This window comes from Aquisalinus flavus (genome assembly GCF_014640095.1).
GTDB classification, from domain to species: Bacteria; Pseudomonadota; Alphaproteobacteria; order Caulobacterales; family Parvularculaceae; genus Aquisalinus; species Aquisalinus flavus.
Map to the genome: position 1 here is coordinate 3,057,016 of NZ_BMGH01000001.1, position 13,097 is coordinate 3,070,112.

The window sequence follows — 13,097 nt, forward strand, 5'->3', positions numbered from 1 at the left end:
GGGCGAATGGCGAATCGCCCGGCAGAGCCGGATACTACTGCTGCGACTGGCCAATCGCTACGGAAACTTCGAGCGATTCCTTCGTTTCCCCGAGGACATTGCCACGGATGGGCGCGGCGCCGACGGCATCAAGGCCGGAACACAGGCGCACATAGTTCTCCGTCGGGCAGACATTGTTCGACGGGTCGAAGCCGATCCAGCCGATCCCGTCGATCCACGCCTCGCCCCAGGCATGGGTTTCCAGCAGGGGGCCGCTTTCCTGGGACTGGCTCTGGCTCTGGCCGTCGCTCTTGTCGCTACCCTGACTCTGACTCTGACTTTGGCTTTGGCCCTGGGCTTGAAGTGCCGCTGCAGGCGCCTCGATATCGCTGTCCGCATCGGGCTTGAGATAGCCGGTGATGTAGCGGGCGGGGATGTCTGCTGCGCGGCAGGCGGCGATGAAGAGGTGGGCATGGTCCTGGCAGACGCCCTTGCCGCTCTTCAGCGCGTCGGCGGCACTGGTCGATGCGCTGGTCGAGCCGGTCAGATAGGTGACACGCTCATTAATCTGGCCCATCAAGCCGTGCAGCATGGCCAGTCTATCGTCCTGCCGGGCATCGGCGATCAGGGCACGGATTGCCTTGTCGGCTTCGGTCAGATCCGTGACGCGCCGAAAGATGCCGGGCGGCGCATTGCCGGGAAGCCCGCGCACCACACCGGCGGTATCGCGGGTGACGATCTTGCCCTCGGCGACGATGTCGAGGCGGTCGATCGCCTCGTGGGAGCTCCATAACGCCTCGCGGTCGCCAAGATCGGAGAAGACAAGCGGACTGACCTCCTCGTCATTGACGGTCACTTTCCAGCTTTCGACCTGCTGGCCCTCATGATCGACCGGGAAGAGCTTCAGGCGCAGCGCGATGCGCAGGGCGGCAGGGTCGTAGGAGTAGGTGGAAAGATGCCGGATGCGGTGTTCCATCGCTGTCTCCTGTCTCAGAAATGATAGGCGTCGGAAATCTCGTCCGACAGCCGGTAGGTGGTGCCGATGGCGCCCATGATGAATTCGTGCAGGCCGGACTGGAAAATCTCGCCGAGGTCCTTGGTGTTGAGGCGTTCGAGCATCTCGTCGGCGGTCTTGCAGCACTCGTGGCGCTCGCCATAATGCTCCGCCAGCCGATCAAGATGCAGGCGTATGCCGCCATAGCAGAACTTCAGGGAGCGGGGGAAACGCGGCGACAGGACGAGGAAGTCGGTGATCTTCCACGGGCTGTAGTCGCCGGCATAATTGTGGTGATAGGCGCGGTGGCCGGACAGGGCGAGCAGGATCGAGCGCCACTGGTAATGGTCGCGCCCGCCGCCGACGACCTCGGTTTCCGGCAGCAGCACGTAGTATTTCACGTCGAGCAGCCGCAGGGTCATGTTGGCGCGCTCGATATAGCCGCCCAGATGCAGGAAGTCGTAGCGGTCATTGCGCAGCATGAAGCCTTCGGTCGCGCCGCGGAAGGTGGCGGTGCGGGTCTTGACCCAGTCGAGATGGTCGCCGAGATTCTTGCGCGCCTCGCTGGTCGTCATCTTTTCGAAGCGGCGCCAGCCATCATTGAGCGTTTCCCATTGCTGCTGGGTCAGGGAGGTGCGCACTGCGCGGGCATTGGCGCGGGCGCGCTCCATGCAGTAGCGCACGGAGGTCGGATTATCAGCAGACAGAAGAAGTGTCTTGACGACGCGCGCCTCGCTGACGGCCTTGTCGCCATCGACGGCATCGACAGCGCCGGCGGCCATCATGACCGAGCGCCATTCGTTGGATTCCTTCGGTCCCGGCAATAGCGCCATGCGCTGGCCCATCTCGATCAGGCGGGCAGTCGCTTCGGCCCGCTCCATATAGCGGGCAAGCCAGAAAAGGTTGTTTGCGGTACGGCTGAGCATCATTCTATTCCGACAGGACCCATGTATCTTTGACGCCGCCGCCCTGGGACGAGTTGACCACGAGCGATCCCTTGGTCAGGGCGACGCGGGTCAGGCCGCCGGGCACGAGGCGCGTATCGGCACCGACCAGGCAATAGGGACGGAAATCGACATGGCGACCGCTCAGTCCTTCCTCCCCCAGCGTGGGCGAGGTCGACAGGTTCAGCGTCGGCTGAGCGATGAAATTGTCCGGGTCCGCCTTGATGCGTTCGGCATAGACCCTGCGCTCCTCTTTCGTGGCCTTAGGGCCGACCAGCATGCCATAGCCGCCCGAGCCGTGGACTTCCTTGACGACCAGGTCCTTGAGATTGTCGAGCACATAGGCGCGGTCATCGTCGAGGGCGCAGCGCCAGGTCTGGACGTTTTTCAGGATCGGCTCCTCGCCGAGATAGAAGCGCACCATGTCCGGTACGAAGATATAGATCGCCTTGTCATCGGCGATGCCGGCGCCGGGTGCGGAACACAGCGTCACATTGCCCGCACGATAGGCGTTGAACAGGCCCTGCACACCGAGCATGGAATCCGAGCGGAAGGCGAGCGGGTCGATATAGTCGTCGTCAATGCGGCGATAGATGACATCGAGCCGCTGCGGGCCGCGGGTCGTCCGCATCCAGACTTTCCCCTCGTCGACGAAGAGATCGCCCGGCTCGACCAGCTCAATCCCCATCAGGTCGGCGAGATAGGAATGTTCGTAATAGGCACTGTTGAACGGCCCGGGGGTCAGCAGGGCAATGCACGGATCACCCTTGCAGGCCGGCGGGGCGACTTCGGCGAGGCTCTTTTTCAGCTCGTCGGGATAGGTGTCGACCGGGGCGACATTGGACCGGGCGAACAGCTCCGGGAACATGCGCATCATGATCTCCCGGTTCTCGAGCATGTAGGAAACGCCGGACGGGGTGCGGCAATTGTCTTCGAGGACGAGGAAATCCTCCGCATCGGTGCGCACGATATCGACGCCGACGATATGGCTATAGACGCGGCCGGGCGGCTCGACGCCGACCATCTCCGGCAGGAAGGCTTCGTTCTGGTAGATCAGGTGCTCGGGGATGATCCCGGCACGGATGATCTCGCCGCGATGATAGATGTCGTAGAGGAACGCATTGAGAGCACGGGCGCGCTGCTTGACCCCGGCGGAGACGCGGCGCCATTCGGCGGCGGAAAAGATGCGCGGGATCATGTCGAACGGGATCAGCCGTTCCGGGTCGCCGCCCTCGCCATAGACGGCGAAGGTGATGCCGATACGCCGGAAGATCGCTTCCGCCTCTTCGCGGCGCATGTTGAGAAGGTCGATGCCGGTTTTCTCGATCCAGCGCGCGACATTTCGATAGGGCCGTCTTGGCCCCGCCGGATCACCCATTTCATCAAAAAATGCCGTTATGGCTTAATCCCCTTGTTTACGGTCTCGTCGCTGTCCTGACGAGGGTGGCAGAATCTGCCAAATCTTGTTGCAGTACAGCATCAAATTATTGCCAAATCAATGACTTCCAGTTTTTCCGGCTGTTTATCCCGAGATGTTTGCAAGCACGGCGTCGGCCTCATAAGTGTTCGGACGGTCGGGCCGCGGGCCGGCGCCCATCACCACTTCCAGCCGGACCAGCGTGTTACCGCTGGAGGCCGTGCCGAGGCCCAGGCCGATGCCGCCGCCGAGCGAGACGCCGCTGCCATAGGACCCGGTGCCGCCGCCAATGCTGACGCGGGAACCGGAACTGGCATTGGTGTTCATCTCCGCGCTGCGGTTGACGATTTCGAACCAGTCATAGCCATTGTTCGCCGTCAGCTGCGCGGCGCGGCGCAAGGCAAAACGGTCTGCCGCTTCTTCCGACGAGGAGCGATAGCTGATGCGGTAGCGGTTCGACTCGATCGGGTAGTCGCGATAGCCGAGCGCATTTTCTGTCTGTGCCGGCTGATATATCGGCACCGGTGTTGCGCAGGCGGCGAGGGCAGCCATTGCAGTAAAAAGGAACAGATATTTCATAAAACCCTTCCTCCCATGGTCTCTATCTAACATATTGGGCGCCAAAGGGTTCGGACCACAAGCTGAGGATGCATGAAGAAGCTGTACACGGTGATGGGCGTTTCAGGCAGCGGCAAGAGCACGACCGGCAGGGCGCTGGCCGACCGGCTGGGCTGGCCGTTCCACGAGGGCGATGACTATCACCCGAAAGCCAATATCGAGAAGATGAGTGCCGGCACGCCGCTGACCAATGATGACCGCAAGCCCTGGATCGCGATCATGACCGAGGCGTTGAACGCGGCGCCAGAACCCTGTCACATCCTCGCCTGCTCGGCTCTGTCCGGGGCGGTGCGGGGCTGGCTGGAAGACGGTTTCGACGGGGACGTGACCTTCGTCTATCTGAAAACCGACGAGCAAGCGCTGCGTCACCGGCTGGAGACCCGGCCCGGCCATTTCTTCAAGGGCTCGATGCTGGACAGCCAGCTGGCGGCGCTGGAAGAGCCGGAGGATGGGGGTAACGTGGTTGTCGTCGACGCGGGCAAAACGGTCGATGATCTCGTGGGCGAGATCGCCGGGCGGATCTAGTTGCTCAGCGCGTCGCGGTAGCCGGCATTGCGATTGGCGAGAACGACCGAGATCGAATAGGCCTTTTCCGGCTCCATCCCCGCCATGATCATGCCGGCATTGGTCGAGTTCATGATGCGCAGGAAGCCGGCGGCGAAGGACGGGTCCATCTGGTTGAAGATCTTGCTCGCCTCGGCCGGTTTCATGTTCTCATACATGGCGGCGAGATGGGTGATGTCCTGGTCGGACTCTGCCTCGATCGCGGCCATGGCGGTGGAGAGCTTGTCGTTCATCTGGTCGAGCATCGCCATGCGCTCCTCGACGCGGGTCTCGACCGCCTCGAGGCTCTTCATACGCTCGGCATGGGCGTCTTCGCGTTCCAGCAGATCGGCCTCGCGCTCCTTGATCGCGGCGAGCATGTCGCCGGTCGCGCAGACATCTTCGTTGAAAAATTCGGTAGGCGTCTGGATGTCCTCCAGCAGCGACCTGTCCTCCTCCTCACCGTCTGTTTGCGGTCTCGCGACGAGATCCTGGGCGAGGGTCATGACCGCGGTGCCGGTGGTCGACATGCTCATGGCAAAAGACCGCCCGATCATGGACAGGGCGAACAGGCTGGCGAGGACGAGCAGGACATTGTTCCGCATCAAGCGCTCCTCTCGATCGGGTCTTCATCGTCGTCGCGGTCTTTCATGCCGGTTGTTGCGCGGGTCGATTTCGCTTCGGCCTCGTGCTCGCGCCGTGCGGCGGCAAGGGCCTGAAGCCGGCTGATATGGGCGGTGAACGGATTGGTCTGCTCGGCCGGCGCGTCACTGCCGGGATCGATCTCGGCGATGGTCTCGCCTTTCGCCGCCGGGGTCTGTGCCATCGCGTCATCGGCCATCGCCTCATCGTCCATGCGATAGCGCATTTTCAGCGAGGCGATTTCAGACACGAGCGCCTGGCGCTCGCGCGTGTCGCGGGCGATCGTCTCTGCCTTCTCGTCCAGCGCCAGCGTCTCGGCGTGCAGGCGGGTGGTGCGCTGGTTGATCAGTTCGATGACGCTGGCCAGATCGGCGGCGGTTTTCTTCGCCTCGTCCAGCAGCGGCTTGATCGCGGCGACGGCGTCATCCTGCATGCGCGTCGTCTCGTTGGCGGCGCGGCGGGTCGAGCGGTGGACGGATTCGATCAGGTCATCGACCAGCGGCACCGACTTGTCGATATCGCTGAGCAGGCGGGACAGCTTGTCTGCGGAGTGGGAGGCGGAGAGCTTTGCCTCCTGCGCGGCGATCGACGTCTTCGAGATCGCTTCCGACAGGGATACGATCGATGCGCCAAGGCCTTTCTTCAGGTCCTGCAGGGCCTTCAGCCGTTTCGACAACAGCCAGCAATAAAGGCAGGCCGAGCCGGAGACGAGCAGCAGCACGATGTCGACTATTGTATCAAGCATGCAACGCCTCCCTATCTGATGACGAAGTCCGTGATGAGCACACCACGGACACTCTGGTTACCGAGGATCACTTCCGCCCGGCGCTGTAACTGGGCCCGCAGGCGGATGATCGAGTTCGGATCCTCGATGTCCGACACTTCCAGTGCGCGCAGATAGCCGGTGAAGGCGTCGCGCAGCTTGGGCTGGGCGAACAGGATACTCTCCTGATCGGCCTTCGCCGTTTCCAGCGTAATGCCGATTCGCAGGTTTCTGGCCGATGCGTCCTCACCGAGGGTGACAATCATCGGCTCCATTTCGATGAAGGTAATCTCCGACAGCGCCAGTTCAGGCAGCAGGGTCGCGGTGGATTTCACGTCGCCCACGGGGGCGCATTCCGCCGTGCCGCCGGAGCGCGCCGGCATGAACCAGACCGTGCCGAACGCCGTGCAGCCAAGAACGACGGCCAGCACGAGCTGTGTCATCAGCCCGCCGCCCTTCTTTCCGGCCGGTTCTGCCGGCTTGTTTTTGTCTTCGGTTTCCGTGTCAGCCATACATCACGAAGCAGGCAACGCTCCGCCCCAAGCGTAATACTTTGTTAATCTATGGGCTGTGTCGCACTGATTGGTAAACCATCTGTTAACGCTTTCTTCGTAAATCTTAACAAAGTGCAAATTTCGTTGGGAGCTTTCACGCAAATCGTGAAAGTGGTTAGGGCATGAAGGGTCTTCTTACCGCCTGGCAGTCGTTACCGCTGACCAAGAAAATCATTTCCGTGGCCTCGGTCGCGGCGACGGTTCTCTTGCTGGGCTTCTTTGCACAGCAGGCATCCAAGCCGGAAATGGCTTTGCTGTATTCCGGGCTGGACCCGGCGGCGGCGGGCGAGGTGGTGATGGAGCTCGACAATCTCGGCGTCGTCTATGAGGTCCGCGGCGAGACGATCTATACCGATGCCGGCCGGCGCGATGAATTGCGCCTGCAGCTCGCCCGCGAGGGCCTGCCGCGCCAGGGCTCTGCCGGCTACGAACTGCTCGATAATCTCAATTCCTTCGCGATGACGTCGGAAATGTTCAACACCGCTTATTGGCGCGCCAAGGAAGGCGAACTGGAGCGCACCCTGTCGGCGATGCCGGGCGTGCGCGCGGCGAGGGTTCATATCGGCGCATCGAAGCAGTCTTCCTTTTCGCGCGCGCAGACCGCGTCTTCGGCGTCCGTCACGGTGACGACGGCGAACGGGCTCGAGGCCAAGGAAGCCAAGGCGATCCAGTATCTGACCGCGCTCGCCGTGGCCGGGCTGTCGCCGAGCGATGTTGCCGTGATCGACACCAATTACGGCGTCGTCGCCGGGCCGGGCGGGATGGAAGAAGGCAGCACCCTGTCCGATGAAAAATCGCGTGCCGAAAAGGTCGAGAGGACGCTGATCTCCTTGCTCGAGGCCTATGTCGGTGTCGGCAATGCCCGCGTCAGCGTGGCGATGGAGCTCGACCGCCAGCAGGAAGCGACCTCGGAGCGGGTCATCGATCCGAACAGCCGGGTGATCAGGAACCGCAATGCGACAGAGGTCAGCCAGAACTCTGCCGGCTCCGACCCTTACGTTTCGGTCGGCAACAATATCAACGAGGAAGAGACGAGCGAGTCGACCACCTCCACCACGCGCAACGAGGTAACGGAAACCGCCGAATACGACATGTCGGTCCTGCAGCGCGAGACGCAGAAGCTGCCTGGCGGCATTACCAAGATGACGGTCGCAGTTCTGCTGAACGAGCGCGCGATCCCGGACGCCGACGGCAATGTCGTCAACGAGCCGCGCACCGAGGCCGAGCTGAACAATCTGCGCGAGCTTGTCGCCGCCGCAGCCGGGGTCGACGAGACCCGGGGAGACGTGCTGACCGTCAAGAGCATGCCGTTCACTCTTATGCCGGCCCTCGACCAGCCGGTACCGCCGAGCCCGATGCAGGAATTCCTCGACCGCTATCTGTGGAGTGGTATCCAGGCGGCCATTCTTGCCGTCGTCGTGTTGATCCTCGGCCTGTTCGTCGTGCGGCCGCTCCTGACCCAGCGTGCCGGCGAAGAGGGTGCCCTGCAACTGGCGGGCGCAGGCAATGGCCAGCTGCCGATGCTGACCGCCGTGACGCAAGACGAGGAGCGGGAGCCGGACAATCCGGTCGACCTGCTCAAGGCGATTGCTGCGCAAAAGCCGGAGGACGCGGCGGTGCTGCTGACCGCCTGGCTCGAGCAGGAAGAAGAACGGCGGGAGGCGGTCTAGATGGAACAGGCCCTGCGCGACAAGCTCGCGATCTTTTCCCATAACGCCGAAGCGCCGCGGCCGGAAGAAGTGCGCCGCAACGAGAAGACCCGCTCCACCGCCTATCAGGACGGCTACAAGGCCGGAATTGCCGAGGCGCAGCAGAGTGCCGCCGACAAGACCGTCGAGATCGAATCAATCATGCGCTCCCTGCCGGGCATGGTCGAACAACTCGCCGCCGATATCGAGGCAAGCCACGCCCGCGCGGTCACATCCGTGCTGAGGGCTGCCCTGCCGCGCCTTGCCAACAAGGCGGCGGCTGACGAGGTGCTGGCAGTGATCATGGAAACGGCGCGTGGCGACAACGCCGGTTCGGTCGAGGTGCGGGCGTCGATTCCGTTCTCGCAGGAACTGGCTCCCATTCTTGCGCAAATCACTTCACAAACGAACATTCGCCTCGTTCCCGACAGTGGCCTCAATGGCTATGCCATCCGCCTGTCATGGGACGGTGGCGGCGGGGAAATGGATATCTCCGGCATGATCGACAAATGCCTCGGTCTCATCGACCGCGCCCTTGTCGATCAGGGGACGCCGGAGAAGTAAGGAGAAGGTATGGCAAATCCGGTTCAACCGGGCGCAGGCCCCAAGGGCGGCGATGACGACGCGCCTTTCGTGGAACGGCGTGAAGAATCGTCCGACAATAACTACAAGCGGTCGATCTATTCGATCCCGGTTGACGTACACGTCACCATCGGGACGGCCCGGCCGACGATAGCAGAGTTGTTGAAGATGCGCCGTGATTCCCTGATCCAGCTGAACGCCAAGATTGACGATCCGGTCGAGCTCTATGTCGACGACCGGGTCATTGCCCGTGGCGAGCTGACCGAAATCGAAGGCTCCGACGGGCAGCTCGGGGTGAGGCTGACGGAGATCGTGGATATTTCCGAAGACAAGTTGAAGTAAGATGACGCTGCGGTGGGGCACCATAGGCATCACTGTTCTTGGTGTGCTGATCATCTTGTCGATGATGCATGGCGCCTTTGCGCAGGATTCCGTCCCGCAGTCATCGCCGGCCATGCCCGGCATTTCCGACCTGATCCCGGACGATAGCGAAGGCGGCGAGGGCCGGCTGTCCGCCCGCGTTGTCCAGCTATTCCTGCTTGTCACCGTCCTGTCGCTGGCGCCCGGCCTGGCGATGATGATCACCTGCCTTCCATTCATGGTGATCGTTTTCTCGTTCCTGCGACAGGCGCTCGGCCTGCAGGCCGCGCCGCCCAACATGATGATCATGGCACTCGCCATGTTCCTGACTTTTTTCGTGATGGAGCCGACCTTCCGCCAGGCCTGGGACACCGGGCTTGAGCCCTATATGAATGGCGACATGGAGGAGGCGCGCGCGATCGAGAACACGCTCGATCCTTTCCGCACCTTCATGCAGACGCGCGTCGATCCGGACGCGCTCGCCCGTATCGCCGGGGCGCTGCCCGACCGCCAGTACGACAATTTGGAAGAGCCGCCAATGTCGCTGCTCGTCACGTCCTTCATGCTGTCGGAGATCAAGCACGCCTTCCAGATCGGCTTCGTCATCTTCCTGCCGTTCCTGATCATCGACCTGATCGTCGCCTCGATCCTGATGGCGATGGGCATGATGATGGTGCCGCCGGCGATCGTCTCGCTGCCATTCAAGCTCGCCTTTTTCGTCATGGCCGATGGCTGGGTAAAGATCACCGAGGCCTTGCTCAGGGGGTATATGGGATGAGCCAGAACGCCGTCGGCAAGCCAATCCCCCCGGGTGCACGCACACCTGCGCTGCGCGGCAATAACCGCAACCCCGCTGCCAGGGCAGATGATCCTGAAGGGCGTCTCGCCCGGGCCCAGGCGGGCGCCCGGGCCCTGACACCGCAACAGCGCGCGGCGATCGTCATTGCGCTGCTCGGCCCCGAGAGTGCCGGGCCGGTGGTCGAAAAGATCGAGGACCGGCACCTGAAGGCGTTCTACCAGTCCTATGAAGGGCTGTCGCGCATCCCGCGCGAAGTGCTGCTCGCTACCGTTGCCGATTTCGTTGCCGAGTTGAAGAACCTCAGCGGCACGCTGAAGGGCGGCAAGACCGAAGCGCGCGAACTGACGGCGCAGCTGTTCGACGCCGCGCGCTCTGCGCGGATTTTCGGCGGCGATATCAATGCCAAGGCGAAGGCCGATATCTGGCTGCGCCTCGCCCGGGAAAAGGCCGGTGACCTCGCGGTCTACCTGTCGAAAAAACGGCCACAGATCATTGCCATCGTATTGGGACAGATGCCGAATGCGCTCGCTGGCGAAGTGCTGGCCGAACTGCCGGAGGAACTGACCTCCGACGTGGTGCGCCGCCTGTCGAAACCGGTCAAGGTCGACGAGGATACGCTCAGGGCGCTCGGTGACGTGATGGAGGCTGAGTATTATGCGAATGATACGGCCAGCGATGTCGCGCCGGACAATCCGCTGGCGACGGTGTCTTCCATCCTCTCGGTCCTGCCCGGGAACAAGCGCGAAACGATCCTGAAATTCCTTGCCGAAAAGGAACCGCAGGAAGCCGAGCGTATCCGCCAGACGATGCTGACCTTCGAAGGGCTGGCAACCCGGATCAGCCGCACTTCCGTGCCGACCATCTTCCGCCAGATGGAGCCGGACCAGCTGTTGCTGGCCCTCAAGCTCGCCGCCACCAACGCGCCGGAAACGCTGGAATTCTTCTATTCCAATGTCTCCAAGCGCATGGTCGAGCAGTATAAAGAGCAGATCGAGGAGCTGGGCCCGGTCAAGAAGAAGGATGCCGAATCCGCCCAGGCGGCGATGATGAGCCTTATCGCCAGGCTGGAAAAGGACGGCGAGATAGAGCTGATCCGTCAGGAGACGGAAGAAGAAGGCGACGAGGAAGAGCGGATCTAGGACGGGCTCCTGCTGTCTTGCCCTAGTTCAGACATTCGCCGAGGAAATCCTCCGTTTCCTGCAGGAAAGTCAGCCGGTCACGGTAATTGCTGAGATAATGGTCGCCGCCCTCGAACTCGACATAGCGCACGGCCTTGCCTGCCCGCGACAGCCGCTTTTCCATATTGCGCGACTGGTCGACTTTGACCGAGCGGTCATCATCACCATGGATGAGCAGGATCGGGACGGTGATGTCATCGACGCGGCTTTGCGGTGAATTGTCCCAAAGGGTTGACCGGTCGCCGTAGAGATTGCCGATATGGCGGGTATAATACTTCCCGTTCACATAGTTGCGGGCATCGCGCAGGATTTCCGGCAGATCCGATACGCCCGCGAAACTGACCGCACACTGATAGAGATCAGGCGTCTTGGCGGCGCCCATCAGCGCAGCGTATCCGCCATAGGAACCGCCGACGATGGCAAGCCGGCCGGTATCGGCATAGCCCTGTTCGACCAGCCAGCCGGCGCCGTCCGTGATATCGTCCTGCATCGCCTGACCCCATTCGCGATCACCGGCCTTGCGGAACTCGACGCCATAGCCGGCAGATCCGCGGAAGTTCATCTGCAGGACGCCATAACCCCGGCTTGCGAGAAACTGTGCCCAGTAGTCGAAACCGACGAAGTCGCGGGCCGTCGGACCGCCATGGGGCATGAGCACGAAAGGCAGCCCTCGCGCCTCCTCAAGGGATGACAGGCCCGGCGGCAGTGTGACATAGGCCGGGATGTCCAGCCCGTCCCGCGCCTTGTAGCTGGCGCTGAAGATCTGGCCGTGTGTGACGTTCTCCAGATCCGGGTATTGGACCGGTAAGCCGGTCAGCTTCCTGTTTTCGATATCATAGAGGTAGTACTGACCGGGATCGGTAACGTCGTCGACAAAGACCACGGCGTGATTTTCCGACAGGTTGAGCGAGGTGATGCTGACATCCTTGTCCGGCAGAGCGGCCTGGAGTTTATCCAGTTCATCCTTGATGAAGCTTTCCTCCAGCCAGTGAATTTCGCTGGTATCCTCTGCGAAAATGACGCCGAGAGCCTTGCCGGTAAACCGGTCCTGGATCACGCTATAGACGTCGGAAGTCGGGTGACGGAAAACGACCTCGCTCAATTCATCCGTCTGCGCATTATATTCGTAAAGCGCATCGGTGTCCCCGCCTTCGCTGGACAGGACATAGAAGATGTCGGGTTTGTCCGAGACACCGTCGATATAGAAAGTTACATTCTCGTCGCGCACACGGTGAGAGATGTCTTTCCACTTGCCATCGTCCAGGCGGACTGTGAGCTTGCGATCGCGATCCTTGACGATGCCGCTGCCAACCCGGATCTCGCCCTTGCTGTCCGCGCTCCAGTGATTGATGCTCGCCCGTTCCCGCATCACGGTGGAGTGCCGGGTGGCCTGGGTGACATCGACCTTGTAGACTTGGCTATTGGGCGCCCCATACTGGACCAGCATGTGTTCGGGATCATCAGGCAGGGTCGAGACAATGCGGTTCTGAATCTGCACCTGGCCGCCACTCTCGGTCCTGGCCCTGGAGAACAGGGCGACAAGGTCAGACCCGTCCGGTTTCATGCTCATCAGCCGGGTTTCCGTCGTCTCGGTACGGAAGCGTTTCCCGGCAAAGTAAACCGAAAAGACGAGGCGGTCATCGCTGGCCCATATCGGATCTTCCATCGTGTACTCGCCAGCCTCAGAAAGCATGTGCAGAGGGGTAAGCTGACCATCTTCCAGTTCAAAGACGCCGAGCCGGTAATGCTCGTCGAGATTGACAAAGGCCGTCAGTTTCGTGCCGTCAGGTGAGATCCGTATCGAACTCATCGTCGGCAGCCAGGCATAGGCTTCTGGCGGCGGCGGCGTGGACGCCTGTTGCGCCAATGCGGATGATATGATGCATGCAGCGGATACCATTGCCGCTGCGCAAAGCTTCCTGAGTTCCATCGTTTCCCCTCGATGTACCACTAATACACGGGAAAATTGTATAAGCAGTTTTCCCGCTATGCCAGTATAATCTGAGGATGCACGCCATGAGTGCAGTGCAGTATAT

At 61.8% G+C, this 13,097-nt stretch carries 14 protein-coding genes; 6 read left to right on the top strand and 8 right to left on the bottom strand.

Annotated elements, in window-relative coordinates:
• Window positions 1-34: 34 nt before the first annotated feature.
• The 4 genes from IEV88_RS14110 to IEV88_RS14125 all read right to left on the bottom strand — a co-directional run bounded on the left by IEV88_RS14110 (window position 35) and on the right by IEV88_RS14125 (window position 3,913).
• The gene (locus IEV88_RS14110) at window positions 35-955 is read right to left on the bottom strand and encodes a transglutaminase family protein (RefSeq protein ID WP_188157828.1); all 921 of its coding nucleotides are present in this window, start codon (window positions 953-955) and stop codon (window positions 35-37) included.
• Window positions 956-969: 14 nt separating this feature from the next.
• Complete coding sequence (locus IEV88_RS14115; protein WP_188157827.1) at window positions 970-1,899, bottom strand: alpha-E domain-containing protein; 930 nt, start codon at window positions 1,897-1,899, stop codon at window positions 970-972.
• Between the two features lie 4 nt (window positions 1,900-1,903).
• A complete protein-coding gene (locus tag IEV88_RS14120) occupies window positions 1,904-3,295 on the bottom strand; it encodes a circularly permuted type 2 ATP-grasp protein (RefSeq protein WP_188157826.1) in 1,392 nt (463 codons plus the stop codon).
• A gap of 144 nt (window positions 3,296-3,439) precedes the next feature.
• Window positions 3,440-3,913, bottom strand: a complete 474-nt coding sequence (locus tag IEV88_RS14125) for a CC0125/CC1285 family lipoprotein (RefSeq protein WP_188157825.1) — start codon at window positions 3,911-3,913, stop codon at window positions 3,440-3,442.
• 72 nt (window positions 3,914-3,985) lie between these two features.
• Between IEV88_RS14125 and IEV88_RS14130 the strand changes: the two genes are divergently transcribed.
• Window positions 3,986-4,477 carry a gluconokinase gene (locus IEV88_RS14130; RefSeq protein WP_188157824.1) on the top strand — a complete coding sequence of 164 codons (492 nt, stop codon included), beginning with the start codon at window positions 3,986-3,988 and terminating at the stop codon, window positions 4,475-4,477.
• Here IEV88_RS14130 and IEV88_RS14135 read toward each other — a convergent pair.
• The 3 genes from IEV88_RS14135 to IEV88_RS14145 are packed head-to-tail and all read right to left on the bottom strand — an operon-like array spanning window position 4,474 to window position 6,412.
• Window positions 4,474-5,100: a MotE family protein gene (locus IEV88_RS14135; RefSeq protein ID WP_188157823.1), complete on the bottom strand. Its 627-nt coding sequence runs from the start codon at window positions 5,098-5,100 to the stop codon at window positions 4,474-4,476. The genes IEV88_RS14130 and IEV88_RS14135 overlap by 4 nt on opposite strands.
• Window positions 5,100-5,882: a hypothetical protein gene (locus IEV88_RS14140; RefSeq protein ID WP_188157822.1), complete on the bottom strand. Its 783-nt coding sequence runs from the start codon at window positions 5,880-5,882 to the stop codon at window positions 5,100-5,102. The genes IEV88_RS14135 and IEV88_RS14140 overlap by 1 nt, the downstream gene beginning before the upstream one ends.
• 11 nt (window positions 5,883-5,893) lie before the next feature.
• On the bottom strand, window positions 5,894-6,412 hold the full coding sequence (locus tag IEV88_RS14145) for a flagellar basal body-associated FliL family protein (RefSeq protein ID WP_188157821.1): 519 nt from the start codon (window positions 6,410-6,412) through the stop codon (window positions 5,894-5,896).
• 164 nt (window positions 6,413-6,576) lie between these two features.
• Here IEV88_RS14145 and fliF point away from each other — a divergent pair, with 164 nt between their 5' ends.
• The 5 genes from fliF to IEV88_RS14170 all read left to right on the top strand — a co-directional run bounded on the left by fliF (window position 6,577) and on the right by IEV88_RS14170 (window position 11,022).
• Window positions 6,577-8,124: a flagellar basal-body MS-ring/collar protein FliF gene (gene fliF, locus IEV88_RS14150; protein WP_188157820.1), complete on the top strand. Its 1,548-nt coding sequence runs from the start codon at window positions 6,577-6,579 to the stop codon at window positions 8,122-8,124.
• Complete coding sequence (locus tag IEV88_RS14155) at window positions 8,125-8,706, top strand: FliH/SctL family protein (RefSeq protein WP_188157819.1); 582 nt, start codon at window positions 8,125-8,127, stop codon at window positions 8,704-8,706.
• A 9-nt stretch (window positions 8,707-8,715) separates the two neighbouring features.
• Complete coding sequence (locus IEV88_RS14160) at window positions 8,716-9,066, top strand: FliM/FliN family flagellar motor switch protein (RefSeq protein WP_188157818.1); 351 nt, start codon at window positions 8,716-8,718, stop codon at window positions 9,064-9,066.
• 112 nt (window positions 9,067-9,178) lie between these two features.
• Window positions 9,179-9,862: a flagellar type III secretion system pore protein FliP gene (gene fliP / locus IEV88_RS14165; protein ID WP_373291185.1), complete on the top strand. Its 684-nt coding sequence runs from the start codon at window positions 9,179-9,181 to the stop codon at window positions 9,860-9,862.
• Window positions 9,859-11,022 carry a FliG C-terminal domain-containing protein gene (locus tag IEV88_RS14170; RefSeq protein WP_188157817.1) on the top strand — a complete coding sequence of 388 codons (1,164 nt, stop codon included), beginning with the start codon at window positions 9,859-9,861 and terminating at the stop codon, window positions 11,020-11,022. The genes fliP and IEV88_RS14170 overlap by 4 nt, the downstream gene beginning before the upstream one ends.
• Before the next feature lie 22 nt (window positions 11,023-11,044).
• Here the strand turns inward: IEV88_RS14170 and IEV88_RS14175 are convergent, their stop codons facing one another.
• A complete protein-coding gene (locus tag IEV88_RS14175; RefSeq protein WP_188481235.1) occupies window positions 11,045-12,991 on the bottom strand; it encodes a S9 family peptidase in 1,947 nt (648 codons plus the stop codon).
• Window positions 12,992-13,097: the final 106 nt, after the last annotated feature.

Excerpts from the sequence above, each read along its gene's own strand:
- fliF (WP_188157820.1), top strand. The coding sequence starts at position 6,577 with ATGAAGGGTCTTCTTACCGCCTGGCAGTCGTTACCGCTGACCAAGAAA.
- IEV88_RS14140 (WP_188157822.1), bottom strand. The coding sequence starts at position 5,882 with ATGCTTGATACAATAGTCGACATCGTGCTGCTGCTCGTCTCCGGCTCG.
- IEV88_RS14175 (WP_188481235.1), bottom strand. The coding sequence starts at position 12,991 with ATGGAACTCAGGAAGCTTTGCGCAGCGGCAATGGTATCCGCTGCATGC.
- IEV88_RS14145 (WP_188157821.1), bottom strand. The coding sequence starts at position 6,412 with ATGGCTGACACGGAAACCGAAGACAAAAACAAGCCGGCAGAACCGGCC.
- IEV88_RS14115 (WP_188157827.1), bottom strand. The coding sequence starts at position 1,899 with ATGCTCAGCCGTACCGCAAACAACCTTTTCTGGCTTGCCCGCTATATG.
- IEV88_RS14135 (WP_188157823.1), bottom strand. The coding sequence starts at position 5,100 with ATGCGGAACAATGTCCTGCTCGTCCTCGCCAGCCTGTTCGCCCTGTCC.
- IEV88_RS14155 (WP_188157819.1), top strand. The coding sequence starts at position 8,125 with ATGGAACAGGCCCTGCGCGACAAGCTCGCGATCTTTTCCCATAACGCC.
- IEV88_RS14120 (WP_188157826.1), bottom strand. The coding sequence starts at position 3,295 with ATGGGTGATCCGGCGGGGCCAAGACGGCCCTATCGAAATGTCGCGCGC.
- IEV88_RS14130 (WP_188157824.1), top strand. The coding sequence starts at position 3,986 with ATGAAGAAGCTGTACACGGTGATGGGCGTTTCAGGCAGCGGCAAGAGC.
- IEV88_RS14125 (WP_188157825.1), bottom strand. The coding sequence starts at position 3,913 with ATGAAATATCTGTTCCTTTTTACTGCAATGGCTGCCCTCGCCGCCTGC.
- IEV88_RS14170 (WP_188157817.1), top strand. The coding sequence starts at position 9,859 with ATGAGCCAGAACGCCGTCGGCAAGCCAATCCCCCCGGGTGCACGCACA.
- IEV88_RS14160 (WP_188157818.1), top strand. The coding sequence starts at position 8,716 with ATGGCAAATCCGGTTCAACCGGGCGCAGGCCCCAAGGGCGGCGATGAC.
- fliP (WP_373291185.1), top strand. The coding sequence starts at position 9,179 with ATGCCCGGCATTTCCGACCTGATCCCGGACGATAGCGAAGGCGGCGAG.
- IEV88_RS14110 (WP_188157828.1), bottom strand. The coding sequence starts at position 955 with ATGGAACACCGCATCCGGCATCTTTCCACCTACTCCTACGACCCTGCC.